Below are 25,151 nucleotides of genomic sequence, written 5' to 3'. Positions count from 1 at the left end.
GGCTCGATCGGGATGCCCGTGCGAGCAAGCTCGCCCGTTCGGCCCCCAACAGCCTCCGGCGCATCGCATGGACGTTCCGCAGCGATCGTACGACCGGAACCCACCGGCTCTTCTGGTAAAAAGGATATTGTTCCGCTTTATCCCGAACGCGCACCGCGACGACACCGCTGCACCGACGCGTCTCGACCCGATCGATGGGCAGACATCCGTGAATCCCGCACTCGCCACGCAGGTCGCCGTGACTTTCACCTGGCTGGGCCTCGTGCTCGGCATCTCGTTCCTCGAGGCTCCGCTCAAGTTCCGGGCACCGGGCCTGTCGGTCGAGGTGGGCGTCGGCATCGGACGCCTCGTGTTCCGGGCACTGAACATCGTCGAGGGCATTGCCGCGGTGGTGCTATTGGTCGCGGTGCTGCTGCAGGGTGCGGGCGACGTTCCAGTCTCGCTGATACTCGTGATCGCCGCGATCGTGGTGTTGGGTCTCGGCGCACTCGTGGTGCGACCGCTCATGGATCGGCGCGTGACCGACGGGCGCACGGCTGAGCGGATGCCACGCCACACCCTGCACTTCGCGTACATCGCGCTCGAGGTGCTGAAGGTCGCACTGCTCGTGAGCATCGGAGTGACCGGCCTCGCCGCGGCCTAGCGACCTCGCCCGCCGATGACCCGCAAAGCGCGGGACACGACGTGGTTCGGGATCGAACCGGCGAGCGAATCGGAGGTCAGGCAGAGCGGCCGAGCTGCACCACGCAGAGGTCCGGTTGCACGAACGGCAGCAGCGTGGCCGTTCGCGGCACGGCGACCGGCCCCGACCCGACCGTGCGCCTCGACTTGAGCCGACCGTCTGCAGGAACGGATGCGAGCATCCGTTCCACGAGTCCCTGGTGCACGGCGCACACCACATCGGGGCGTTCACGCGCGGCGGCACGGAACGGGCATTCGTGCATGAGGATCTCGTCGCCGACGGCCTCGGGCGCGAACCCGAGGGAGTCGAGCACGTCGACCAGGTCTTCGACCGGGTCGTGCACCTCGGCGGTGTGCGCAGTGCTGCTGTTCGCCGCCGCACGGGCCCTCGTCTCCGCTTCGGGTGCGCTCGCTCGACGTTCCACCGCGTCGGCCCAGCGTTCGCCCGCAGCCACTGCGGCCGCACGACCGCGCCGCCGCGGTTGCGTGTCGGCCGCCAGCGGACCGCCGAGCGCGTTCGCCAGCACCTCGATGAGCTGCTCACGGGCATCCGCAGCGCGAAGCGTCGCACTCAGCACGTAGACCAGCCGCGGCCTGCCCGGCCTGTTCTCCCTGGCCGTGCGGCGCTGCACGAGCCCTGCCGCCTCTAGCTGATCGAGATGGAACCGCGCGGTCGTCACATGCACGCCGAGCTTGTCGGCGACCGCCTTCGCGTCCAGCGGATGCCTCGACCCGGCCAGCACGTCCAGCACGCGCCGCCGCGCCGCCGGCTCGGTCGAACCCGCGACGTGCTCCGCTGCCCCGTCACCGTTCACCGCTGCGCCACCGTTCACCGCTCCGCCACCGCCTCACCCGGATGCACATGACGACCGTACTCGACGCCCGCTGTCGCGTTCCGCTGACCGATGCTCTCGAACTGGCTTCCCGAGCGCCCGTCGAGCCGGCGGTGGATCGACCCGGCGATCCGGTCGGCCTGCAGTTTCGCCCGCTCGGCGACCGGACCCTCGAAGAGGTCGTCCACGGTCGACGTCCACACCGCGATCCAGCGCCTGAAGTGCTCCTCGTGCAGCGGATGCTTCGCGTGCAGCAGGTAGTGCAGCTGCAGGGCGTTGCGCCGGTAGAGGCCCGCGTTGAAGAGAACGGTCTGCCAGAAGTCGCACATGATCGGCAGGTGGTGGTCGAGATCCATGTGCGCCACATCGGTGAAGATGTGACCGATGAGGTCGTCGGCGAATGCCCTCGTGTAGAACGTGCTGACGAGCTCGGCGATGTCCTCCCGATCCGCGAGGTCGCGGCGCTGGCCGCCCTCGGGGTCGAGGGAGTAGCGCTCGTCGCCTACAGGAGCAGCGCCCACGGGAGCAGCGCCCACGTGCTCGGCACCGCCTGGCTCGGTGTCACGCATCGCAGGTGTCGTCGTCATGCCTCTCAGGCTACGCCATTGAACGGACGCTCGTGCTTTTTATTCGCTTGCGTCCCGCTCGCTCTCGTACCGCTGCCGCCACTGGGCGTTCATCGGGAACAGCCCGTCCAGACTCTCCCCCTCGGCGACGCGGTCGGCGATCCAGGCATCCCGACGCTCCTGCTCGGCAGCCTGCGCCACCACCTCCGCGGCCAGTTGCCGCGGAATCACGATGACGCCGTCCCCGTCGCCGACGATCACATCGCCAGGACACACCGCGGCCCCGCCGCACGTGACGACGACGTCGGACTCCCACGGCACGTGCCGCCGCCCCAGCACGGAGGGGTGAGCACCCTGCGCGAAGGTGGGGATGTCGAAGGATGCCACCTGTTCGGCGTCTCGCACGCCTCCATCGGTGACGATGCCTGCCGCGCCGCGCGACTGTGCCCGAAGCGCCAGGACATCGCCGACCGTGCCGGTTCCGCGTTCGCCGCGCGCCTCGATCACGATGACCTCGCCGGGGTTCACCGAGTCGAAAACGCGCTTCTGCGCGTTGAACCCGCCACCGTGGTCGGCGAACAGGTCGGGGCGGAACGCCACGAACCGCAGCGTGCGCGCGACCCCGACCATGCGCGCCCCCGGGCGCAGCGGGAGCGCACCCTCGACGAAGATGTCCGTATACCCGCGGCTACGGAGTGCAGCGCTCAACGTCGCCGTCGCGACGCCGTCCAGAACGGCGAGCATTTCGGCGGAAAGCGGTTCGACGGACGTCGTCTCAGTCTTCTGCGCGGTAGTGGCGGACGCAGTGTTCTCGGTGCTCATGGCATCCCTTCGTGGAGAGTCGGATTCCGGCCGCTGTCGCCGCCGATGATTCTCGGCGCCGGCGCCGGGTCAACAACAGAGGTCGACAGCAGAGGTCGACAGCAGAGGTCAGTAACTTGCTCGCGGCGTCGCATCACCGGCATCCGGTTCGCTCGATCCGCAGAACCGGTCGGCCAGCGCCTCGGATGCCCGAGCCAGCAACGCGACGTCGGCAGCGACGAAGACGAAGCGCGCGCCGGCATCCAGGTAGTGCTGCGCCACGTCGAGGTCGAAAGCGTTCACCCCGACGGGACGCCCCGCCTCCGAGCCAACGCCGATGACGTGCTCGACCGCCGCTACGACGTCGGCGTGGGTCTGCTGCCCGAGCAGGCCCATGGATGCCGAGAGATCGCTCGGTCCGACGAACAGCGCGTCCACCCCGTCGACGCCGACGATGCCATCGACGTTCTCGACCGCGGCGCTCGACTCGATCTGCACGGTCAGCGAGACGTGATCTGCCGCGCGCCCGAGGTATCCGTCGACGCGGTTCCACCGTGCGCTGCGGGCGAGCGCGCTGCCAACGCCGCGCACGCCGCGCGGCGGGTAGCGCACAGCGCGCACGACCTCGGCGGCCTGCTCGGGACTATCGACCATGGGCACGATGAGGTTCTGCGCGCCGAGATCGAGGTACTGCTTGATGAGCACCGCGTCTCCGAACGGCACGCGAACCATCGGCGTCACGGGGTAGGCGGCCGTCGCCTGGAGTTGCAGCTGGATGCTCTGCAGCGAGTTGGCGGAGTGCTCGCCGTCGATCAGCAGCAGGTCGAGGCCGCTGCCGGCCGCGATCTCGGCGATCAGCGGGCTGGCCGACACGACCCACATGCCCGCCAGCGGACGCTGGGTGCGCTCCAGTACCTGCGGCAGCGTGGGCGGAAGCATCATTCGAACCGGCATGTCACCTCTCCCATCGATCGATCGGCGGCGCGGTACTCGGCGCGAACGAGGTCGCCGCGCTTCACCCACATCGGCCTCGTGAACGACCCCGCGAGTACGAGCTCACCGGCGGCGAGGCCGGCACCGTGTTGCGCGAGTTTTCCGGCGAGCCAGGCGACCCCGAGAGCCGGATGCCCGAGCACGCCGGCGGCGACGCCCGTCTCCTCGATCTCGCCGCCGCGGTCGAGCACCGCGGCGACCCAGGGCAAGTCGATGGCGTCGGGCGCGACGCGCTCGTCTCCGATCACCATGGCGCCGAGCGCCGCGTTGTCCGCGATGGTGTCGACGATGGTGCGCCCCTCCAGTTCGAGATGCGAGTTGAGGATCTCCAGAGCCGGCACGACGTATTCGGTGGCGTCGAGAACGTCGTCGATGGTGCATCCGTCACCGGAGAGAGGCTTCTTCAGCGCGAATGCGAGTTCCACCTCGATGCGCACATTGGAGAAGGCGTCGAACTCGACCCGCGATCCGGATGCGAACACCTGATCGTCGAAGATGACGCCGTAGTCGGGCTCGGTGATGCCGGTCGCAGCCTGCATGGCCTTGGACGTGAGGCCGATCTTGTGCCCGGCGACGGCGCGGCCCGCATCGATGCGGCGCTGCGCCCACAGGCTCTGGATGGCGTACGAGTCCTCCACCGTCATGTCGGGGTTGCGCGCCGTGAGTCGCGGCAGAACGCTCCTGGTCTGGTGCGCCGCGAAAAGCTCGTCGGCGATCGCCTCGCGTCGGTCGGTATCCATCCCAGCTCCACATCCTCGTCTGCCGTGTGTTCCACATCGTATACGATCCGGCGAACTCCTCGCGGGTCGAGCTTCCTCGCGGGTTGAGGCCCCTCGCGGGTTGAGCTTGTCGAAACCCGCACTCGTTGCGGCGGTTTCGACAGGCTCAACCGGCGATACATCGGCCCAACCGGCGGGGCACAGGCTCAACCGGCGGTGCGAGAGTCCGCTCAATGGATGCCGAGATAGTCCTCGAGGGTGTCCGGCGAGGCGGTGAGCAGCGGCTCGCGCACCTCTTCGCCCGGAAAATCGCTGGCCTCGAAGAACCAGCGACGCGATGCAGGCATCCCCCAGAGCTGTGCACGGCGGGGGTTCGTCACATCCCACCGGATCGGCGGCGTCTCCAGGTCGATGAACTGGTAATGCGTGTTGAAGAGCTCGACACGATGCTGGTCGGGATCGCGCAGGTAGAGGGACAGCGCGTTGCTGATGCCGTGCCTGCCGGGCCCGCGGTCGATCTCGTTGCCGGCGCCGAGCGCTCCCGCGACATCTGCCGCGTGGATCAGCGACGTGGCATCCGGAACCGCGAACGCGAAGTGGTGCAGCCGCGGTCCGCGGCCGTTGGTGAAGACGAGGTCGTGCGTGTTGCCCTTGACCTCCATCCAGGTGCCCCACAGCTCGTCGGTGCCGCCGACGCAGACGCCTGGTTCGCCCGGCTGGCACCGGATCGTCGACGCAGAGCACATGTTCCCACAGGGGTACCAGCACGACCTGGTTGCCGTCACACGCTTCCGCGAACATGGAACAGGCACCGGATCTGAGGGGAGAAGCATGCGCCATCTCCTCGCCTCATCGTCCGCCCTCTTCTGGGGACTGCAGTTCGCGTTCCTGAACCCGGTGCTGGCGCTCCTGCTGGTCTCGCTCTATGACGCCACGGCCGTGCAGGTGGGCTGGGTGCTCGCCGTCTACAACGCAAGTGGATTCGTCGCATCCCTCCTGCTCCCGGCGTACGCCGATCGCCGCCGCGACTACCTGCGCCCGATGCTGCTGTGCGGCGTGCTCACGCTGGCGCTCGCCGTCGCACTCGCGTTCACCGCATCGTTGCCGATCGCGGTCGTCGCGCTCGTCGTGCTCGGTGGACCTGCCGGAGTCGGTTCGTCACTGCTGTTCGCCCATCTGAAGGCGTCCGGAGCACGACCCTCCGACATCGTGAGCACGAGGGCGATCGTGTCCTTCGCCTGGGTCGCGGGTCCACCGCTGGCCACCATCGTCATGGGTGGATTCGGCGATCGGTCCATCCTGCTCATTCTTATGGCCGTGGCCACGCTCAACGTGGCGATCGCGCTCGTCACGACTGCGGTCGAGCGCAAGGATGCCGTGAGCGGCGTATCGAAACCGTCTGCGGAGGGCGCTGCGACGCCGGTCCCCAAATCGGCGGTCATCGTCATCGTGGTGGCGTTCGTCGCACTCCAGGCCACGAACAGCGCCGCTGTCTCGGTGATGAGCCTGTTCGTGACGCAACGCCTCGGACTGCCCCTGATCTGGTCCGGGATCGCGCTCGGCCTGTCGGCCTTGCTGGAGATCCCGGCGCTGCTGATCCTGGGGCGGCTCGGCCGACGATTCTCCGACAACGCCCTCGTCGTCGCCGGGTGCGTGGCGGGCATCGGGTATTACACCGGGATGACGTTCGCAGCCGATCCCGTCACGGTGATCGCGCTACAGGCGCTGAACGCATGGTTCTTCGCGGTCGTCGCGGGGGTCGGCCTGACGATGTTCCTGCAGATCATCCCCCGGCCGGGGCTGGCATCCGGCCTGTTCACGAACACGCGGCGCATCGGTGCGATCGTGTCGGGGCCGATCATCGCCCTCGGCTCCGCCACCGTGCTCGGATACCAGGTCGTCTTCGCCGTCTGCGCCGTGCTCACCGTAGCGGCCCTGGGCCTCACCGGTGTGGCCGAGCGTCTCTCCCGGCGGGAGCGCGTCCGATCCAGTCACGCGTCGCAGGCGGATGCCGAGCGATCGTCCGGAACACAGTCATCCTGATCGAGCACCAGTGCACTCAGCATGGGTTCATCGAACGAGGGCCATACGCGCCCTCGCGCCGTGTCGGGATCGCGGCCGTGGGCGATGGTCGGCAGCTGTTCCGGCATCCATGACGTAAACTCCTGACAAATGGACGCCTTTGTCACCTCGGTGGAGGGCGTCCTCATCAGAGGGAGCGCAGATGCCGGACACGATCGCCGAGCAGACCACCCTGCCGTCCGAGTTGTTCATGGACATCGACCGGTCGGGCCCGATCCCGATGTACTTCCAGGTCGCCACGAAGATCGAGCAGGCCATCGCCGATGGCACGCTCGCGCCCGGTGCCCGGCTGGAGAACGAGATCGCGCTCGGCGAGCGACTCGGCTTGTCGCGACCCACCGTGCGGCGTGCCATCCAGGAACTCGTCGGAAAGGGCCTGCTGGTACGCAGGCGCGGCATCGGCACCCAGGTGGTGCAGCGCCCACTGACCCGCAAGGTGGAATTGACCAGCCTGTACGACGACCTGGAACGCGGGAGCAAGCATCCGGCAACCACATTGCTCACGCGCGAGGTGATCGAGGCCGACGAGACGATCGCCGAGATGCTGTCGCTGCCGAAGGGGTCGCCGGTGCTGCACGTGCGACGAGTGCGGTCATCCGATGGGGTTGCGCTGGCGGTGCTGGAGAACTTTCTCCCGCAGGAGTTCGCCGACATCTCCGAGGACGACCTCACCGCACGCGGCCTCTACCAGCTGATGCGCGGGCGCGGAACCCTGATCAGCGTGGCGCACCAGCGCATCGGCGCGCGCGCAGCCACCCACGAGGAGAGCGAGCTGCTCGACCTGAAGGCGCACGGCCCGGTGCTCACCATGGAGCGCACGGCGTACAACAACAACGGCAAGGCCGTCGAGTTCGGCCGGCACTGCTACCGGCCCGACCTCTACGCGTTCGAGATCACGCTCGTCAACAACTGAGGTCTGGAGGGTTCGACCACGTCGCATCGGGATGCTGCGGCCGACAGATTCTCATGCGGTGAGCGCCGCCGGCACCCACGTCGGCCAATCGGCCGCGCCGATCAGCAGTCCGTGCTAGTACGTTGCGAGGCGACGAAAGGGCTTCTGCGCGGTGCTGTTGTCGAAGAAGTCCATGCGGTCCGCTGTGGAACGCGCCCGAACGATGAGGTCCCACCGCCGGGCGTATCGCTCACGGATCTTCTGCTCAGGAACCTCATGTCCGCCGTCGCGCACCCGTTCGACCACTCGACTCACCGCCACATCGATCGGAACCAGAACCACGTGCAGATGCACGAGATATCCGCGGGCGATCGCCTCGTCGACGAGGTCGGGCTTGCTGGGGTGGCTGAACACGGTCTCCGTGATGAAGGACGCCCCTGCCGTCAGCAGCTGCGCGCGCTCAACGGCCGCCGCACGGGATGCCTCGTACGCTTGCTCGCCCGGAGCCTGCGACCACCGCTCGGCCGCAATGATGTCCGCGTTGACGAACGGCAGTCGTGTCACTGGTCTGAGGCGGCGGGCGACGTACGTGGACTTGCCGGCGCCGGGACCGGCGACGAGATGAAGTATCGGCACGCGTCAGGCGCCTGCATCAACGCCGCGCACCACTGCCCGGCCGTTCTCGTCTCCCTCGGTCCATGGCCTTCCGGTCCGGGTGAACTCGGCTGCCAGATCGAGCCGAGCCCGACGCTCATCCAGCTGCTCGTCCCAGATCGCCCGCACGATGGCCTGACTGCGTTCACCGAGATCGTCGTAACGGCCTTCCGGCGAGTACGCGCTGTATGTCGCGCTGGCTCGTTCCCGGCGAAGCCTCGAGTTCACGCCCGATTCGTACCCCATGCGAGATCTGCTGTGCGGCGCCTCTGCTCGCGAGCGCACCAACGGACTTGGCGGCTTCGAAAAGCTCGCCATCGATTCGCATCGGCATCGTACCGGCCATGAGCCCCTCAGCGTAGCCGATTGCTACAGTGCTGACTCGATCAGGCAAGCTCTGCGAGCGTTGCACGCAGATAGTCCGCCGAGGTGCGCGCGTCGTCGATCGGTCCGGCGCCCGGTTCCGGCTCTCCCCCCAGAACGTTGTCCTGTTCCAGTACGAACCAGCCGTCGTATCCTGCACTTCGGAGACTGGCGAGGATGCTGCGCACATCGATGTCTCCCTGCCCGAGCGGTCGGTACAGCCCGGCGATGACCGCGTCGTAGTAGCTCCGCTCGCCCGATTGCACGGTACGGGCGAGGATCACGTCGACGTCCTTGAGGTGGGCGTGAGCGATCCGGTCTGCGTGCTCAGCGGTGAACGTGACCGGGTCGGTGCCTCCGATCAGCAGATGGCCGGTGTCGAGGCACAGCGGAATGCCCGAACCGGCGAGCACGCGGCCCAGATCGGCGGAGGTCTCGACCATCGTGCCGACGTGAGGGTGCAGCACTGCCGTGACACCAGCATCCTGAGCCGCCCCCTGCAGTCGGTCGAGGTTGGTCAGCAGCGTGGCCCAACCGACCGCGTCGAGCTCCGGCCGCGAGTCGTAGCCTTCGACACCGGTCGCGGCGGCGAGCACGAGCACGGATGCACCCGACGGCCCGTACGCGGCGAGCTCGGCCTGCACCTCGGGAACGGGGTCGTGACGCGGGTCGTGCAGCACGACGGGGACGAAGCCTCCCGTCGCTGTGAGGCCGAAGCCGCCGAGGAGTTCGGCCTTGCGAGCAGGCTCGTCGGGCAGAAACCCGACCGGGCCGAACTCGGTGGCCGAGAAGCCCAGCTCGGCCATCTCGGTGAGAACACGCTGCGGCGTGAGCTGGAACCCCCATCCGGGCACCTCGCAGACGCCCCACGAGATCGGGGCGGCGGCGATCTTGGCCTGACCTGCACCAGTCATGATCATGCTCCTTCGCTGAAAGGCTCGGCCGCTCGCGCGAGCTCGGTGTTGTCGACCCGCTCGGTGTTCTCGAGCCGCGCAGTGCCCTCGACCCGCGTGGTGCTCTCGACCGGCGCGGTGCTCTCGACCCGCTCGGTGTGCGGGTGGTCGACGAGGACCGTTCGGCCGCTCGACTGCATCGATGCGATGACCGCGCGCGCGACCACCGTCGCCCGATAGCCGTCGACCGCGTCTGCGAGAGCCGACCCCGCGTAGGTGCCTGCATGGATCGCATCGACCCACGCCTGCACCTCTGCCCGGTACGCCGTCGCGTACCGCGGTCGCCAATCCGCCGGATACGTGCTCTGGCGCGTCAGTGCCGTGTCGCGCACGACGGCGGCAGGATGCCCGAGCGCCAGTGTGCCGGTCTCCCCCACGACCTCGAGGCGCACGTCGTAGCCGTACACGGCGTTCACGAACACTTCGACCGTGGTCAGCGCGCCGTCCGCGGTGCGGAGCAGCAGCAGCTGCGGATCCTGGCGCCCGGGAAGCAGGCTGGTGCTGGCCGGCGCATGCCAGCTCACCTCCGTGATCGGAGAAGAGAACAGCCACGGCGTCTGATCCAGCTCGTGGATCGCCGAGCCCAGCACCGTCGACGCCGAGTCGCCCGCCGGATCGCTCGACACGTTGCGGTGCACCGCGTGCGCGAGCAGAGTGCGGCCGATCTCGCCGGCATCCAGTGCCGCCTTGAGCTCGGCGAGTGCAGGGTCGAAGCGACGGGAGAACCCGACCGAGACCAGTCTCCGACCGTGGTTGCGCTCGGCTGTGATGATGCGGGCGCAGTCCTCGAGGTCGAGCGCCAGCGGCTTCTCGCACAGCACGGGCTTGCCTGCAGCGATGCACGCCAGCACGAGCTCGGTGTGGGTCGAGTCGTGCGACGCCACCAGCACGGCGTCCACGTCGTCGCCGCCGATCGCATCCATCGGTTGTGCGGTGGCGAAGCCCGCACCGAGTTCCGCGGCGAGCGCCTGGGCACGCGCCAGGTCGATGTCGACGACGGCCGCGAGCGCGGCACCGTGGATCTTCGCAGCTATCGTGCGCGCGTGATCGCTCCCCATCACGCCCGCGCCGATGACCGCGATCCGCAGCGTCTCGCTCATGCGCCCGCCTCCTCATGGCCCAGCAGGGGCCTCTGCTTCGTGCGTTGTTCGACGTACTCGTCGTATGCCTGCCTCGTGCTCTCCAGCTCGGAGACCTGCGCGACCGGCACATCCCACCATCCACCGCCGTCCGGCGCGTACGCGAACGGGTCGGAGTGAATGTGGATGAGCGTGGCCGTCCGACCGGTCTTCGCCGCCGCGACCGCGTCGTGCAGCCGGGCGATGGCGTCCGCTGAAGGCTCGATCTCGATCACGTCGATGCCGTAGCTGCGCGCGTTGGCGGCCAGGTCGACCTCCGACAGCAGATCCCCCGACTCGAAGTTGAGCGCGTCGTGGTCGAAGTGCCGGTAGCGGGTGCCGAACCGCTGCGATCCGACGGTCTCGGAGAGGTGCCCGATCGATGCGAACCCCTCGTTCTGGATGAGCACCACGATGATCTTGATGCCCTCGGCCACCGCAGTGGCGAGTTCGCTGTGCAGCATGAGGTAGGAGCCGTCGCCGACCATGACGATCACGTCGCGGTCGTCGCCCTGTTCCGAATACCCGAGCGCCTCCAGCCCGCGCTTGACGCCGAGGCCGCCCGCGATCTCGTAGCCCATGGTCGAGAAGGCGTATTCCACGTGATAGCCGAGCGGGTCGCGTACCCGCCACAGCTTGTGCAGGTCGCCGGGCAGCGATCCTGCCGCCTGCACCACGATGTCCTGCGGCGACGTGGCCGACTGCACCGCCCCGATGATCTGCGCCTGGCTCGGCAGCCTTTGGTCGGGGCCGTCGGAGGAGGCGGATGCCTGCAACGCCGCATCGACGACGGCATCCCACCGACGCTTCTCGCGTTCGATGCGCTCGGCGTACGCGGGCTCGACCCGATGTCCCTCGAGTGCCGGAAGCAGCGCGGCCAGCGTTTCGCGGGCATCCGCGATCACGGCCAGCTGCGTGCCGTGTTTGTACGCGTCGAACGGCGCGACGTTCACGTTCACGAACGTGACCTGCGGGTTCTGGAACGCCGTGCGACTCGCGGTCGTGAAGTCGCTGTACCGGGTTCCGATGCCGATCACGACGTCGGCTTCTTCGGCCAGCCGGTTGGCGGCGGCCGTGCCGGTGGCGCCCACACCCCCCAGGTACTGCGGGTGAGCCCAGTTCAGCGCGCCGCCGCCGGCCTGGCTCGTTCCGACGGGAACGCCCGTGGCCTCCACAAGCGCCCGCAGCGCGTCTTCCGCACCGGAGTAGATGACCCCGCCGCCGGCCACGATGAACGGATGCCTCGCCGCACGAATCGCCGACACCGCGGCATCCAGGGCCCACTGCTCCGGCAGCGGACGACGGATGTGCCACTCCCTGTCTTGCAAGAACTCCACCGGCACGTCGATCGCCTCGGCCTGCACGTCCTCCGGCAGCGCGATCGTCACCGCACCCGTCTCGGCCGGATCGGTCAGCACGCGCAACGCGTTCAGCGCGATCGAGAACAGCTGCTCCGGCCTCTGAACCCGGTCGAAGAACCGCGACAGCGGGCGGAACGCGTCCGTCACCTGCACTCCTAGGTCGTGCGGATGCTCCAGCTGCTGCAGAACGGGATCGGCCACCCGGGTGGCGAACGTGTCGCTCGGCAGCAGCAGCGCGGGCATCCGGTTCGCCGTGGCCAGCGCGGCACCGGTGAGCATGTTCGCCGCGCCAGGGCCGACGGATGCCGTTGCCGCCAGGGTCGCCCGCCGCCGGTGAACGCGCGCGAACCCTACGGCCTGATGCACCATCGCCTGCTCGTTGCGGGCCTGATGGTAGGGCAGCAGCGTCGGCTGCAGCACGTTGTACTGCTTCAGCGCCTGCCCGATCCCGGCCACGTTGCCGTGCCCGAAGATGCCGAGGATTCCCGGCACCGTTCGCTCGCGCACGTCACCGTCGACCGTCCACTGGTGGCCGAGGAACTCGACGAGTGCCTGGCCGACCGTCATCCGCCTGGTCGTCATCGGTGTGCTCCGTTCTGACCTCCGGCGAGCCGAGCATCCGGGAGCCGGCTCTCCCAAGCCTTGCGGATCCAGCTCTGCCGTGGGTCGTCGCTGATCAGCCATTCTCGTTTCTCGCCCGGGCCGGCCATCACATTGAGGTAATACAAGTCGTACTCCGGCGCCGCGGCAGCCGGGCCGTGGTAGCCGAACGGCACCAACGCGATGTCGCCGGTTCGCACCATCGCACCGGTGTCGATGTCTCCAGCGGGTGAGGAGTACGCGGCGAACGTGCCGAAGGCATCCGTGTTCTCCGGAGCGTTCAGCCCCGAGTGCGGGGCCGCCTCGAAGTAGTAGATCTCCTCGAGCCTCGACTCGTGCTCCGGTACCTCTTCGTCGTGCTTGTGCGCGGGATGCGAGGACCAGTTGCCGGCGGGCGTCACGACCTCGCACGCGATGATCGCAGCGGCATCCAGCACGCCCGGGGTGCCGAAATTGTGCACCTGCCGGGTGTCGCGTCCTGCCCCCCTGATCTCCACGGGCACGTCGGCCTTCGGCAGGTAGGCGCTCGGCCGGCGCACGGCGGTGACCGCTTCGGCGACGGCGACGCGGCCGTTGCCGCCTGCATCCCGAGCACTGATGCGCAGCGCCTCACCGCACCCGACGTAGAGAACATCGGTCGGGCCGTCGAACACGTTCGCGCGTCCCTCCAGCTCGATCGTCGTGCCTTCGTACTCGACGCGGAACGCGCCGGAAAGCGGCACCACGATGCGTTCGACCTCGCCGGCAGGCAGCTCGACGCCGGCGCCGTCGACTTCGGCGACACGGATGCCCGTGTGCCGCCATCCGTCGATGCTCGCGTCGACCACCGCCTCCCACGGGCCAGAGCTCAGCGCTCCACGGGGAAAGAACCACTCATTGCGCACAGCCATCGTGACGTGATGCCTTTCGTTCGTCAGTCGTCCTCGTTCATCGGTCGCCTTCGTCGTTCAGTCGTTCTGCGGGAACCCGAGGTCGATGCCACGATGCGAGGAGCTCTGTGTCGCCGGGTCGAGCCAGCGGCTGGTGACCGCCTTCTCCTTCGTGAAGAAGTCGAACCCGTGCACGCCATAGGCCTTCGCGTCGCCGAACAACGAGTTCTTCCAGCCGCCGAACGAGTGGTACGCCACCGGAACCGGTATCGGAACGTTGATGCCGATCATTCCGACCTGCACCTCGTTCTGAAAACGCCGCGCCGCGCCGCCGTCGTTCGTGAAGATGGCGGTGCCGTTGCCGAACCGGCCGGAGTTGATGAGGTCGATGCCCTCCTGGAACGTCTTCACCCGCACCACCTGGAGCACCGCTCCGAAGATCTCCTCCTGGTACGCGCGCGAGGTGGTCGGCAGGTCGTCGATCAGGGTCGGGCCGAAGAAGAAGCCGTCCTCGCCGCCCTCGACGGAGCAGTCGCGGCCGTCCACGACGATCTTCGCGCCGTCCGCCTCGGCGATGTCCACGTAGCCCGACACCTTCTTCTTGTGCTCGGGCGAGATGAGGGGTCCGAGATCGGGCTCGCCATCCGGTCCGCCGATTCCGTTGCCCACCTTCAGCCGGCCGATGCGATCGGAGATCTTGGCGATCAGTTCGTCCGCGACGGTCCCTACGGGCTCGGCCGTCCCGTCGCTTCGCCACGCACCGGAACCGGCCCGTGGCGGCCCATCGACCGCGAGCACGACCGAGACCGCCATGCACCGCTCGCCGGCGGCGCCATACCCGGCGTTCACCGCCTGATCGGCGACCAGGTCGAGATCGGCGTCCGGCAACACCAGCATGTGGTTCTTCGCGCCGCCGAGCGCCTGCACCCGCTTGCCGTTCTTCGCCGCGGTCTCGTAGATGTACTGGGCGATCGGAGTCGAGCCGACGAACGAGATCGACTGCACGACCGGGCTGTTCAGCAGGCCGTCGACAGCGAGCTTGTCACCCTGAAGCACGGTGAACGCGCCATCCGGAAGCCCGGCTTCCTTCCACAGCTTCGCTATCCACAGCGATGCTGACGGGTCCTTCTCACTCGGCTTGAGCACGACGGCGTTGCCCGCCGCGATCGCCACCGGGAAGAACCACATCGGCACCATCGCCGGAAAGTTGAACGGGCTGATCAGACCGACCACACCGAGCGGCTGCTTGATGGAGTAGACGTCGATGCCAGTCGATACGCCCTCGCTGAACTCGCCCTTCGTCAGGTGAGGGAACCCCGTGGCGAGTTCCACGACCTCCTGGCCGCGATTGATCTCGCCGAGCGCGTCGGAGAGCACCTTGCCGTGCTCCGACGTGATGATCTCGGCCAGTTCGCCCTTGCGCTCGTTCAGCAGTTCGCGAAACCTGAATAGCACGGTCAGGCGCTTGGCGATCGAGTACGCACTCCACACCTCGAACCCGACCTGCGCCGACGCGATCGCCGCGTCGATCTCCGCCTGGTCCGCCAGGGCGACGCGCTTCGTCTCCACCCCGAGCGCCGGGTTGTAGACGGGCGCGGTGCGTCCGCTCGCCGAGGGGTACTCGGCGCCGTCGATCCAGTGCGAGACGATCGTGTGCTGGGTGCCGGTTGCCGGCGCTTTGCCCCCACCCGCCGGTTCCGGCGCGTCGCGAGGCGGGATGGCGGCCGAGCCGGTGGGGACCGTGATGTTCGTCATGGTGCTTCCTTCTGTTCTCGTGAATTCGTGAGCGCGACGGATGCCGTCATCACCCGTGCACGAGCGCGGCGGCGATGTCCACGGCCTGCGCGACATCGTCGTCGTGGGGGTACAGCAGGGTGCGGCCGACGACCAGGCCGTGCACGCCGGGCAGTGCCAGAGCGGATGCCCACGACGCGTACGTCTCGTCAGGATCGGCATCCGAGTCCCCGCCGAGCAGCAGCGTGGGCAGCGTCGTCGCCGCCATCACCCGCTCCATCTCCGCCACAACCGGGAGCTTCAGCCAGGTGTACGCCGACGAGGCGCCCAGCCCAGACGCGATCGCGACCGAGGTGATGACCGCATCCGTCGACAGGTCGTTGACGATGCGTCCGTCGACCCATTCGCTCATGAATGGCTCGAGCATGATCGGCAGACTGGCCTGCGCCGCCTTCGTGACGGCATGGGCGGTGTCTTCGAGGACGCCCGCCGTCGCGTGATCCTGCAGGTTCACGCGCACGAGCAGCTTGGCGGCATCCAGTCCGGAACCCGTGATCGAGTCGACGTCGTACCCGGTGAACCGGTCGTCCATCTCGAAGGCCGCGCCGCGCAGGCCGCCGCGGTTCATGGAGCCGACGGCGATCTTGCCTTCGAGCGCGCCGAGCATGCCGAGGTCTTCGATGACGTCGGGCGTGCCGAGCACGCCATCCACCCCCGGACGCGACAGCGCGAGCGCAATGCGCTGCAGCAGGTCGTACCGGTCGGCCATGGCGAGCGGGTCGGTGCGCACGCCGAGCGCCCCGCGCGCCGGATGGTCGGCGGCCACGATGAACAACCGCCCGTCGTCGCGCACGAGGGGGCGACGCCTGCGGGCTTGAAGCGTCGAGGCGACGGATGCCGGGTCGCGCTGCCGCGCCGCCCTGAGGCGGGCGAACGCATCGTCCTCGATCGGTCTCACGCGCTCGCGGGACGCCGCGGGTGAAGAACCGCCGGTTGAGCCCTGGCCCCCGGCGTCGGTTTCCGCGCTTCGCCCGAGCGACGTGTCGGCGGTGCCACTGGGGCGCGAGACGGCAGAGGTCGACGTGTTCCCCTCAGGCACGGACACCGTCTGCCTCCTCGATGAGCTCGTCCACCTCTGCGGTCGTCGGCATGGCGGTGGAGCACTCGCGCCTGCTGGCGACGATCGCACCCGCGACGTTGGCGAAGCGGATGACCCGCCGCAGGTCCCAGCCCTGCAGCAGCCCGTGGCAGAGCGCGCCGCCGAACCCGTCACCGGCACCCAGGCCGTTCACGACCTGCACCGCGAACGGCGGCACCTCGACGGTCTCCTGGTGCGTCTTGGCCAGCACACCGCGCGGCCCCTGCTTCACGACGGCGAGCTCCACGCCTCGCTCCAGCAGGGCATCCGCCGCCCGATGCGGATCCGTCTCGCCGACGGCGATCGCGCACTCCTCCCGGTTGCCTACCGCGACGGTGACCTGTTCGAGCGCCCGACCGACCTCGGCCGTCGCGGCCTCGGGCGACGCCCAGAACATCGGCCGGTAGTCCAAGTCGAGAACGGTGAGCGGCTGCCGGCGACGGGCATCCCACGCCGCATGGTGCGCGGCTCGGCTCGGCTCGCGAGAGAGCCCGGTCACCGTCGCCCAGAAGATGCGGGCCCTGCTGATCTGGTCGGTGTCCAGGTCGTCCGCCGCGATCGTCAGGTCTGGTGCGATCGGTTCCCGGTAGAAGTAGAGAGGAAAGTCGTCGGGCGGGAAGATCTCGCAGAACGTGACCGGCGTGTTCAGCTCGGGAACCGTCTTCACGAAGCGGTCGTCCACGCCCAATCGCGTCAACTCGAGATGTGCGTAGCGCCCGAACGGGTCGTTGCCGGTGCCCGTGATCACGGCGCTGCGGAGCCCGTGACGTGCGGCCGCGATCGCGACGTTGGTGGCGCTGCCACCAAGGTACTTGCCGAACGTCTGCACCTCTTCGAGTCCGACGCCGTCTTGCAGCGGGTAGATGTCGACGCCGATGCGGCCGAACGTGATCAGGTCGAAGGCCGCGTCCGCGGGCGACGGCGTCCCGTCCGTCTCAGTCATGTGTGCGCCACTCCCTCATCGGGTAATCGCAGGGTCATTTTTGATCTATTGTCCTGTCAAACTATCACATCGATTGACGTCTGTACGAAATCGGGCGGAGCACACCTTCACGCCCGAGCCAACTCGTGCGCAAGGGCTTCAAGCTCCGCACCACCCGCCATGAGCGCGGTGAGCTCGTCGATCGCAATCTCACTCTTGTCGTAGAGCCCGAGACTGGCACCACGCTTGAGCAGCAAGAAGCGATCACCGACCGGGTAGGCGTGGTGCGGATTGTGAGTGATGAACACGACGCCGAGTCCGTTGTCGCGCGCCCGTGCGATGTACTTCAGCACGACGCCCGCCTGTTTCACGCCCAACGCCGATGTCGGCTCGTCGAGGATGACGACCCGGGCGCCGAAATAGACGGCGCGCGCGATCGCGACCGACTGCCGTTCGCCGCCGGAGAGAGTGCCGATGGGCTGATCGACGTCACGCAGATCGATGCCCATCTTGCCGAGTTCTTCTTTCGTGATCGCCTTCATCTGGCGAACCTTGAGCATGCCGGCAGCGCTCAATTCGGATCCCAGGAAGAAGTTGCGCCACACGGGCATCAGCGGAACAACCGCCAGGTCCTGGTACACCGTCGCAATTCCTGCGTCCAACGCAGCCCGCGGGCTCGCGAAGTGTCGCTTCACCCCATCCACTAGCAGGGCGCCGGAGCTGTAGTCGTGTGCGCCGGCGAGGATCTTGATGAACGTCGACTTGCCCGCGCCGTTGTCTCCGAGCACACAGAGCACCTCGCCCGCGGAGACCGACGCCGAAACGTCCTTGAGGGCGATGATCGACCCGTAGGTCTTGCCGATGCTCCGCACCTCGAGGATGGATGGCGTTCCGACGATCGAGAGATCGGCTGCACCTGTCAGTAGTTCCGACCCGGCACGATTGCCGCCGGCGCTCCTCGCGGGTTCGGGGCGCGATAGAGCACGTTCTAGAACATGCTCGTCCGCTACCTGCTCGTCCCTCGTCGGTTCGATGCCGGCATCGCTATCGGTGGCATCCTCAGTCATTCTCGGCCTCCCGCCTGTCGTCGCACGTACAGGTTGATCAGGACCGCCAGCAGAAGCATCGCCCCGAGGAATGCCTTCAGCCAGTTGTTGTCCCACTGCGCGAACACGATGCCCTGAAGCGTCATCCCGTAGATGAGTGCACCGATCGCTGCTCCCGCAGCGGATCCGAACCCACCGGTCAACAGACACCCGCCTACGACCGCGCAGATGATGTAGATGAACTCATCCCCGATTCCCGTCGTCGCCTGTACGGTGCCCACGTCGAAGAGCGAGAGCATGCCGACGAGCCACCCGCAGCCTGCTGTCGTCATGAAGAGCCCGATCTTCGTGCGATTGACCGGCACACCCGTCTGTCGGGCTGATTGCAATTGCCCGCCCACAGCGAATATCCAGTTGCCCGCACGAGTTCGCATCAAGACCACGGTGGCGACGATCGTGATCACCACCCACCAGATGACCGCGGTCTCCAGGTGGAATCCGCTCGAGCCGAAGCCGATGCTCTCGCCGAAGATCGCTTTGACCGAGGAGAATCCCGGCACGCTCGTCATGCCCTGAATCGCAACCTGGCCGGTGATCAGTTTGGTCACTGCAAGGTTGATGCCCTGGAGGATGAAGAAGGTTCCCAGTGTGACGATGAAGCTCGGGAGACCCGTCCGCATCACGACGATCCCGTTGAACAAGCCGATCGCGAGCGCGAACGCCAGGGTGACGATGAGCGCCACCCAGATGTTCAGGCCGTACCACGTGGTCAGAACGCCGACCGTCAGGCCTGTAGTGCCGGTCATCGCCCCGGCGGAGAGATCGAACTCACCGCCGATCATCAGGAGGGCGACGGCAACGGCCATGATGCCGTAGAGCGATGCGGAGTAGAGCCATGTCGAGACACCCGCCGGTGTCAGGAATGAGGTTGTCACCACCGAGAAGAAGATGAAGATCAGGATGGCGGCCACTCCGGCGCCGACCTCCGGTCGCCGGAGTGCCTTCACGATGGGATTCGCCCTGCTGAGTCGCTCGTCGAGTGGTGGCGTCGCACGACCCGAGAGAGTCGAGGTGGTCATTCAATCTGCTCCGTCCTGTGATCGATCCAGGCGGCGGGGCTCCCGATCATTCAGAACCCCCGCCGCGAAGACCACCGTGTTATCGAGTTCCGTTCTTCGCAAACTTTGCGACCTGAGCGGCGTTGTCCTTGGTGATGTACCCAGGGCCGGAGTAGACCGGCATCCCGCCGCCGACGGTGTTCCCGTTGGTCTTGTAAAGGTGCAGGAAGACGATCGGCAGGTACCCCTGGAGGTACTGCTGCTGGTCGACGGCAAACAGGATCTTGCCTTGTTCGATGAGCTTCAATACGTCGCTTGACACGTCGAAGGTGGCGATCTGCGCCTTGCTCCCCGCGCTGTCGCGTGCTTGCTCCGCGGCGACCGCGATCTCCGGATTCAATGCCAGAACTCCGTCGACCGACGAGTCGGACAGGAGCGCGCTCTTGATCGTGTTGCCTGCATCGGCCACGTTGTTGATGTCGACCTGAATGTTCTTGACGGTGCCGCCGAACGTCTTGGCGACGCCTGCGCAACGCTGCTCGAGCCCCTGATTTCCAGCTTCGTGTATGACGCAGAGCACGTTCTTCAGTCCGTCGGCATTGAGCTTCTTACCGACAGACTCGCCTGCAAGCTCCTCATCCTGACCGACGTGAGTGATCGCACCGTAAGCCTGCGACTGGGCGAGGCCGGAGTTGATGGTGATGAACGGGATGCCTGCCTTCTTCGCGTCAGCGAGTGCACCCTTCAACCCCTCCGGGTTCGCCATCGAGACGACGAGTCCATCCACTTTCTGCGCGATGGCCGATTCGATCAGCTGGCTCTGCTTCTGAACATCCGGATCGCCCTGATAGGTGACCTTGTCGCCCATCGCCTTGCCGCCCGCCATCGCGCCGGACTTGACGACATCCCAGAATGTGTCGCCGGGAGCAGCGTGAGTGATCACGGCGAATGTGTACTTGCCACTGGTAGCTGCCGCGGCCGCCGTATTCGAGCCTGCGTGCTTGTCTACCGCACCGGTACCCGTGCATGCAGATAGTGCGAGCATCGCACCGGCTGCCACGGCCGTTGCGGCAAGCCAGGTGCGCTTGTTGTTGCGGAACATGTGCGTAACCTCCTTTGGATACGTCTCTTGTGGAAACCTGCGCATGAACCTGCGTCAGGGGTGGAACAGGTGGGACGGTCTAGTCGTCGGTCAAGTCGTGGCCGGCTGAGTCGGTGCGTCTACCGCCCCGTTCGTTCCCTCAGTCGATGGGACATCGCACCAACGGCGGCACTCGGCGCTGGTCTCGGCCGCCTCGGCGACCCGGGCGGCAGCGAGCGCATCGTGAACATCCGCGTTGCGCCGACGACGACCACTCAGAGCTTCGAGAAACTTCGCAGCCTCGATCACCTTGAGGTCGTCGTAGCCCATGCCCGTTCCGGCCCCGGGCTGGAACCGCTCGAAATCGCCGAATCCAGGGCCGGCAAAGATGGTCGTGAACCCCGAGTGAGCCCCGCGGCCGACCGCGAGCCGTAACTCGTTCATCCGTTCGAAGTCCCAGCTGAGCGCGCCCTCGGTGCCGTAGATCTCGAGCTCGTAGTGTGCTCGCCGCCCGGTCGCAACACGGCTCGCCTCGAGCGCTCCGACAGCGCCCCCGGCCAGACGGACCAGCAGTCCTGCATAATCCTCGTTCTCCACCGTGCCGCGCTCGCCGCTCAGGCCCCGGGCGAAGTGCGTCGCCTGCCCCATGGCGAGCTTGGGGCGTTCCGGATGCACTGTGCTCGTGAGTGCCGCCACCTCGCTGATGGGTCCCACCAGGTAATGCACGAGGTCGACGAGATGCCCCATCAGATCGCCCAAGACCCCGGATCCCGCGAGCGATCGGATGAATCGCCACGAAAGCCCGCCGCTCGGATCTGCCGAATAGTCGGCGAACATCGTGCCGCGCACATTCGTGACGGTCCCGATGGTGCCGTCTTCGATCAGCTTTCTGGCATGTTCGACCGCCGGTGCATTTCTGTAGTTGAAGCCGACGGAAGTCGGAACGCCCGCGAGGTCGGCCTCACGCACGATCGCCTCGGTGTCGGCTACTCCGCGACCGGCGGGCTTCTCGATCCAGAACGCCTTTCCTGCTCGCGCTGCTGCGATGCCTATCTCGGCGTGCAGAAAGTTCGGCGCACAGATCGAGACCACGTCGACTTCGGGATCCTCGATCACGGCGTGATAGTCGACGGAGGCACGGCTGAAGCCGAGCTGGTTCTGCGCGTAGTCGCGACGGTCCGATGCCGTGTCAGCGACATGCACGAGTTCCGGCTGCAAACGCAACTCCGGATACCGGGCAGGAACGGCCTGATACGCGCGAGTGTGGACGTTGCCCATCCACCCCACACTGATCAGTCCCACTCCCAGCCTGCCGCCGTACCGACTCATTCAGACCCCTCGTCGTTGAGATGACCATCACCATACACGCTCACGTCAGTATGTCAGGACATACTGCCATCAGTGCTATTGACGATCTCCCGGTCGGCCGTTGCTGGATTCGAAAGGCTTCGTCGCCGGCGTCGACGCGGCCGATCGTCGCCTTCGGGTCATGCTGTTGCTGCATCCCGCGAGGCCTCCACCGATACGGGTGAGAACAGCACACCCGAATTCCGAGCGCATCGGCTGTCCGTTACGGTCAGCCCGTACGGCTGGTTCGTACCGAGGATCGATGACGAGGAGACCGACATGAATGCGACGCGATGGGCCTCCGCCTTCCTACTGGCGGGCATCCTGACCGTGTCGCTGACGGCATGCAGCGGCGGTTCCTCCGACTTCACCGGGTCATGGGGTTCCACGAGTTCGGGTCAGGCGAATCTGACGATCGAACACGACGGCACCTTTCACGGCACGGATGGATGCAATCGCTTGACCGGCAAAGGCACCATCTCGGGTGGAACGTTCTCGTTCGGCCATTTCGCGTCGACGTTGATGGCGTGCCCCGGAGTCACCACCTGGTTGAACAAAGCGTCGTCCGCGAAACGCTCGGGCGACCAGCTCGTCGTCTACGACGACGGCGGTTCGAAGATCGGAACGCTCGCGAAGCAATGACCGTACGTCATCCAGCTGATGCACCTGTTGTCCAGCTGATGGTGCCGTCGGTTGCCCAGGTCACCGTCACGGCCACTGCGCCCGGGCCTGCTGTGGAGGTCGTATCAGCTGTCAGGCTGAGCCCGCGCCGCGCGATGTCGTCCAAGGTGCCGCAGGTCTCTGCCGTACGACCGGCGTCGGCCACCACGACCAAGCAGTACTCACCGTCGAGTCGGCGCGCGGCGTAGACCGCAGTGCCGTCCTTCGCGTTCGCCCGCCCGGTGACAAGGTGGAACGACGCCGTGTCGAATCCGCGAGCGACGTCCGCGGAGAGATCGTCACCTTTGGGGGCGCTTGCAAAGTATCGGGAGACGGCGACCAGGGTCGCCCCCTCGTCACCTTGTCCGGGCTGAGAAGCAGACACTCCTCCCGCGCTGGTCGGAACACCGACGCTCGTGCTGCTGCGCGGCGACCGGGGACCGACAGCGGCTTCCACACCGCCCGTGACGGCGACTCCGAGTACGAATGCACCGACGGCGGCCGCGTACGGCAGCCACTTCCGCGCGCGCGACGCCGGTTTGACTCCTGAGTTCCGTGCCTCCGCGAGGCTCTGGTCATCGGGCAGCCGGATGTCGGCACTTCCGTCGCGCGCACTCGGATCGACATGGTCCATGCTCGCCGGGTGCCCGTCGGCGGCGCCATCGATCTGCGAAGCGTGCAACCGGTCGTACTCGGCTAACGCCCACTGGCTCGGTGTCATGCGAACCGTCTCGCCGGTGACGGGATCGGGATGCTCTTCCGCCGGTTCGGCGGCACCATCACGAGAGAACAGGCGCTCGAGCAGGCGCCGCCGCTCATCCATGTGCGCACCCCCGCTCTCGGAGCCGACGCGAACAAGGCTACTGTCGCGACCGCGGAATTTGTCAAGGCGGGTGAGGCCGGTGGGTGTTAGGCAGCGAGTTGGAGCTCGTCGGTTGGTGGCGGGTTGATCCAGGTGGCTGGTTCTCGGTCGAGGATCTTCGGGCGTTGCTGTGCGCGGGTGCCGAATCGTTCGGGGTGCGCGCGGCGGGCGGTATCGAGCGCGGCGTCTCGGTCGCGGTCGATGTGGTCCGCGTGCCCGTAGTGGACGTCGGCGGGGGTGTGCATCCCGATCCCGGTATGCCGGTGGTGGTGGTTGTACGCGTTCACGAACTCGCCGAGGAATCGGCGGGCGTGGGCGAGGTCGTCGAACCGGTCGGGGAACAGAGGCAGGTACTTCATCGTCTTGAACACTGCTTCGGAGTACGGGTTGTCGTTCGAGACGTGGGGGCGGGAGCGGGAGGCGGTCACTCCGAGATCGGCGAGCAGGGTCCGCACGGTCTTCGAGGTCATCGACGGTCCGCCGTCGGAGTGCACCACCTGCCGGGTGCCGTGGATTCCGAACGCGTCCAGCATCATCTCTTTCGCGAGGATCCCGTCTTCGGTGGCGTGCACGACCGCGCCGACGATGTATCGGGAGAAGATGTCGATCATCACGTACGCGTCGAAGTACGTGCCCTTCACCGGACCGGCGAGCTTCGTGATGTCCCAGGAGAGCACCTGCCCGGGCGCAGTCGCGATCAGCTCCGGCACCTTCCTCGGCGGATGGGTCGCGAGGCGCCGTCGCTCGCGGATCTGCCGGTTCTCGGCCAGCACCCGGTACATCGTGGAGACCGAGGCGACGTACCGGCCTTGTTCGAGGAGGATCGCGTAGACCTGCAACGGCGGCTTGTCGACGAACTCGTCGCTGTTGAGCACGGCAAGCACGGTGGCACGTTCGGCGCAAGACAGCTTGTTCACCGGCACCGGCACCGGCCGCGGGCCGGCCGGTTCCGGGTCCGGCCGGTGAGCACGCGCGGTCGCCCGGGCGGCGGTGGCCCGCGGCACCCCGGTCAGCACGGCGCTTTGCCGGGTCGGCACGCCCACGCCGGTCAGCTCCGCGTACGCGGTCATCAGCGTGTCCCGCGACGCTTGTCGGTGTCCGCGCTCTCGGAGATCTGCTCCAAGAGCGCGTGCGCTTTTCCCATGATCTCCAACGCCATCTCTGTCGTCGCGAGCTTCTGCTCAGCCTTACGCAGCTGGCCTTTCAGCCGGGCGATCTCGGCCTGCTCTCGCGTGAGCCGCCCGACCGCGTCTGCAGGATTCTTGCCCTCCAGCACGCCCGCGTCGCGCTGCTTGCGCCACTCCGAGATCAGCGACGAGTACAGGCCCTCGCCCCGCAGATACGCGTTACCCAAGCCGGTCTCGCATGCGGTCTCGTACTCAGACAGGTACTTCAGCTTCTGGGCCGGCGTGAACGTGCGTCGCCGTGCCGGCCGGTCAGGATTCGACGGAGCAGACACCACTCCATCATCGGCGACCGCGGCGACCGCGGCCAGGGAACTCGAACTCATCAGACTGGGTGATCCTTCAACGCCCCGCAGGCGGACTTGCTATGAACCGGTGGACTCACCCAACCCTGACACGCAGGGCCGCACGCGAGCGCCTGATCAAGCAGCAGAAGTGGTGCCCCTGGAGGGACTCGAATTCTCGAACGGCGACCAGAGCGCTCGTCTGCCCGAAAGAATCCGCAGATCAAAGGCATTTTCTGAGTCACGCTGGTTTGCTTGAGTCTCATTTGACTACGAAGAATTGTGTGTCCTTATGTCGTTGTCAAGCGGCGAGGGCGTGGCCAGGGTCATAGAGGGTGCCGTCGCGGAGC

26 protein-coding genes are annotated in these 25,151 nt (G+C 67.2%); 4 read left to right on the top strand and 22 right to left on the bottom strand.

Going from position 1 to position 25,151, the window contains the following annotated elements:
• Window positions 1–127: 127 nt before the first annotated feature.
• The gene (locus ACYVDK_RS11650; RefSeq protein WP_460521859.1) at window positions 128–643 is read left to right on the top strand and encodes a hypothetical protein; all 516 of its coding nucleotides are present in this window, start codon (window positions 128–130) and stop codon (window positions 641–643) included.
• 76 nt (window positions 644–719) lie between these two features.
• On the opposite strand, the gene ACYVDK_RS11645 is transcribed toward ACYVDK_RS11650, so the two are convergent.
• From ACYVDK_RS11645 to ACYVDK_RS11620, 6 genes are all read right to left on the bottom strand, one after another.
• Window positions 720–1,514 (bottom strand): helix-turn-helix transcriptional regulator, encoded by a 795-nt coding sequence (locus tag ACYVDK_RS11645; protein ID WP_460521857.1) that lies wholly within the window; start codon window positions 1,512–1,514, stop codon window positions 720–722.
• Window positions 1,511–2,101 carry a group III truncated hemoglobin gene (locus ACYVDK_RS11640; RefSeq protein ID WP_460521855.1) on the bottom strand — a complete coding sequence of 197 codons (591 nt, stop codon included), beginning with the start codon at window positions 2,099–2,101 and terminating at the stop codon, window positions 1,511–1,513. The genes ACYVDK_RS11645 and ACYVDK_RS11640 overlap by 4 nt, the downstream gene beginning before the upstream one ends.
• Before the next feature lie 39 nt (window positions 2,102–2,140).
• Window positions 2,141–2,902, bottom strand: coding sequence for an RraA family protein (locus ACYVDK_RS11635; RefSeq protein ID WP_460521853.1), 762 nt, complete (start codon window positions 2,900–2,902; stop codon window positions 2,141–2,143).
• A 108-nt stretch (window positions 2,903–3,010) separates the two neighbouring features.
• Window positions 3,011–3,835 carry an HpcH/HpaI aldolase family protein gene (locus tag ACYVDK_RS11630; protein WP_460521852.1) on the bottom strand — a complete coding sequence of 275 codons (825 nt, stop codon included), beginning with the start codon at window positions 3,833–3,835 and terminating at the stop codon, window positions 3,011–3,013.
• Window positions 3,820–4,614 carry a 2-keto-4-pentenoate hydratase gene (locus ACYVDK_RS11625; protein WP_460521850.1) on the bottom strand — a complete coding sequence of 265 codons (795 nt, stop codon included), beginning with the start codon at window positions 4,612–4,614 and terminating at the stop codon, window positions 3,820–3,822. The genes ACYVDK_RS11630 and ACYVDK_RS11625 overlap by 16 nt, the downstream gene beginning before the upstream one ends.
• Before the next feature lie 209 nt (window positions 4,615–4,823).
• Window positions 4,824–5,339, bottom strand: coding sequence for a VOC family protein (locus tag ACYVDK_RS11620; protein ID WP_460521848.1), 516 nt, complete (start codon window positions 5,337–5,339; stop codon window positions 4,824–4,826).
• 85 nt (window positions 5,340–5,424) lie between these two features.
• Here ACYVDK_RS11620 and ACYVDK_RS11615 point away from each other — a divergent pair, with 85 nt between their 5' ends.
• The gene (locus ACYVDK_RS11615) at window positions 5,425–6,636 is read left to right on the top strand and encodes an MFS transporter (protein ID WP_460521846.1); all 1,212 of its coding nucleotides are present in this window, start codon (window positions 5,425–5,427) and stop codon (window positions 6,634–6,636) included.
• A 181-nt stretch (window positions 6,637–6,817) separates the two neighbouring features.
• On the top strand, window positions 6,818–7,588 hold the full coding sequence (locus tag ACYVDK_RS11610) for a GntR family transcriptional regulator (protein ID WP_460521844.1): 771 nt from the start codon (window positions 6,818–6,820) through the stop codon (window positions 7,586–7,588).
• 114 nt (window positions 7,589–7,702) lie between these two features.
• On the opposite strand, the gene ACYVDK_RS11605 is transcribed toward ACYVDK_RS11610, so the two are convergent.
• The 14 genes from ACYVDK_RS11605 to ACYVDK_RS11540 all read right to left on the bottom strand — a co-directional run bounded on the left by ACYVDK_RS11605 (window position 7,703) and on the right by ACYVDK_RS11540 (window position 21,793).
• Window positions 7,703–8,203 (bottom strand): zeta toxin family protein, encoded by a 501-nt coding sequence (locus ACYVDK_RS11605; RefSeq protein ID WP_460521842.1) that lies wholly within the window; start codon window positions 8,201–8,203, stop codon window positions 7,703–7,705.
• 3 nt (window positions 8,204–8,206) lie between these two features.
• Window positions 8,207–8,467, bottom strand: coding sequence for a hypothetical protein (locus ACYVDK_RS11600; RefSeq protein ID WP_460521917.1), 261 nt, complete (start codon window positions 8,465–8,467; stop codon window positions 8,207–8,209).
• Window positions 8,367–8,633, bottom strand: a complete 267-nt coding sequence (locus ACYVDK_RS11595; RefSeq protein WP_460521840.1) for a TA system antitoxin ParD family protein — start codon at window positions 8,631–8,633, stop codon at window positions 8,367–8,369. Before ACYVDK_RS11595 ends, ACYVDK_RS11600 begins: the two co-directional genes overlap by 101 nt.
• Window positions 8,608–9,498 carry a sugar phosphate isomerase/epimerase family protein gene (locus tag ACYVDK_RS11590; RefSeq protein ID WP_460521838.1) on the bottom strand — a complete coding sequence of 297 codons (891 nt, stop codon included), beginning with the start codon at window positions 9,496–9,498 and terminating at the stop codon, window positions 8,608–8,610. The genes ACYVDK_RS11595 and ACYVDK_RS11590 overlap by 26 nt, the downstream gene beginning before the upstream one ends.
• Before the next feature lie 2 nt (window positions 9,499–9,500).
• Window positions 9,501–10,637, bottom strand: a complete 1,137-nt coding sequence (locus ACYVDK_RS11585) for a Gfo/Idh/MocA family protein (RefSeq protein ID WP_460521836.1) — start codon at window positions 10,635–10,637, stop codon at window positions 9,501–9,503.
• Complete coding sequence (gene iolD / locus ACYVDK_RS11580) at window positions 10,634–12,598, bottom strand: 3D-(3,5/4)-trihydroxycyclohexane-1,2-dione acylhydrolase (decyclizing) (RefSeq protein ID WP_460521834.1); 1,965 nt, start codon at window positions 12,596–12,598, stop codon at window positions 10,634–10,636. The genes ACYVDK_RS11585 and iolD overlap by 4 nt, the downstream gene beginning before the upstream one ends.
• The gene (gene iolB, locus ACYVDK_RS11575; protein WP_460521832.1) at window positions 12,595–13,506 is read right to left on the bottom strand and encodes a 5-deoxy-glucuronate isomerase; all 912 of its coding nucleotides are present in this window, start codon (window positions 13,504–13,506) and stop codon (window positions 12,595–12,597) included. Before iolB ends, iolD begins: the two co-directional genes overlap by 4 nt.
• Before the next feature lie 57 nt (window positions 13,507–13,563).
• The gene (locus tag ACYVDK_RS11570; protein WP_460521830.1) at window positions 13,564–15,240 is read right to left on the bottom strand and encodes a CoA-acylating methylmalonate-semialdehyde dehydrogenase; all 1,677 of its coding nucleotides are present in this window, start codon (window positions 15,238–15,240) and stop codon (window positions 13,564–13,566) included.
• A 49-nt stretch (window positions 15,241–15,289) separates the two neighbouring features.
• The gene (locus ACYVDK_RS11565) at window positions 15,290–16,177 is read right to left on the bottom strand and encodes a class I fructose-bisphosphate aldolase (RefSeq protein WP_460521913.1); all 888 of its coding nucleotides are present in this window, start codon (window positions 16,175–16,177) and stop codon (window positions 15,290–15,292) included.
• 133 nt (window positions 16,178–16,310) lie between these two features.
• The gene (gene iolC / locus ACYVDK_RS11560; RefSeq protein ID WP_460521828.1) at window positions 16,311–17,300 is read right to left on the bottom strand and encodes a 5-dehydro-2-deoxygluconokinase; all 990 of its coding nucleotides are present in this window, start codon (window positions 17,298–17,300) and stop codon (window positions 16,311–16,313) included.
• Between the two features lie 107 nt (window positions 17,301–17,407).
• Complete coding sequence (locus ACYVDK_RS11555; RefSeq protein ID WP_460521826.1) at window positions 17,408–18,346, bottom strand: sugar ABC transporter ATP-binding protein; 939 nt, start codon at window positions 18,344–18,346, stop codon at window positions 17,408–17,410.
• Window positions 18,343–19,404 (bottom strand): ABC transporter permease, encoded by a 1,062-nt coding sequence (locus tag ACYVDK_RS11550; protein WP_460521824.1) that lies wholly within the window; start codon window positions 19,402–19,404, stop codon window positions 18,343–18,345. The genes ACYVDK_RS11555 and ACYVDK_RS11550 overlap by 4 nt, the downstream gene beginning before the upstream one ends.
• A gap of 79 nt (window positions 19,405–19,483) precedes the next feature.
• Entirely contained in the window at window positions 19,484–20,485 is a 1,002-nt protein-coding gene (locus ACYVDK_RS11545; protein ID WP_460521822.1) for a sugar ABC transporter substrate-binding protein, read from the bottom strand.
• Window positions 20,486–20,575: 90 nt separating this feature from the next.
• Entirely contained in the window at window positions 20,576–21,793 is a 1,218-nt protein-coding gene (locus ACYVDK_RS11540) for a Gfo/Idh/MocA family protein (RefSeq protein ID WP_460521820.1), read from the bottom strand.
• 297 nt (window positions 21,794–22,090) lie between these two features.
• Here ACYVDK_RS11540 and ACYVDK_RS11535 point away from each other — a divergent pair, with 297 nt between their 5' ends.
• A complete protein-coding gene (locus tag ACYVDK_RS11535) occupies window positions 22,091–22,453 on the top strand; it encodes an META domain-containing protein (RefSeq protein WP_460521818.1) in 363 nt (120 codons plus the stop codon).
• A gap of 7 nt (window positions 22,454–22,460) precedes the next feature.
• On the opposite strand, the gene ACYVDK_RS11530 is transcribed toward ACYVDK_RS11535, so the two are convergent.
• Complete coding sequence (locus tag ACYVDK_RS11530; RefSeq protein WP_460521816.1) at window positions 22,461–23,294, bottom strand: hypothetical protein; 834 nt, start codon at window positions 23,292–23,294, stop codon at window positions 22,461–22,463.
• Window positions 23,295–23,380: 86 nt separating this feature from the next.
• A protein-coding gene (locus ACYVDK_RS11525; RefSeq protein WP_460521814.1) for an IS3 family transposase occupies window positions 23,381–24,843 on the bottom strand; the annotation gives its coding sequence in 2 pieces (ribosomal slippage) (window positions 23,381–24,465 and window positions 24,465–24,843; 1,464 coding nt in all).
• Window positions 24,844–25,151 lie beyond the last annotated feature (308 nt).

This window comes from Humibacter antri (assembly GCF_054777235.1).
Note: the sequence above shows the minus strand (reverse complement) of the source record. Positions and strands in the feature narration are given on the sequence as shown.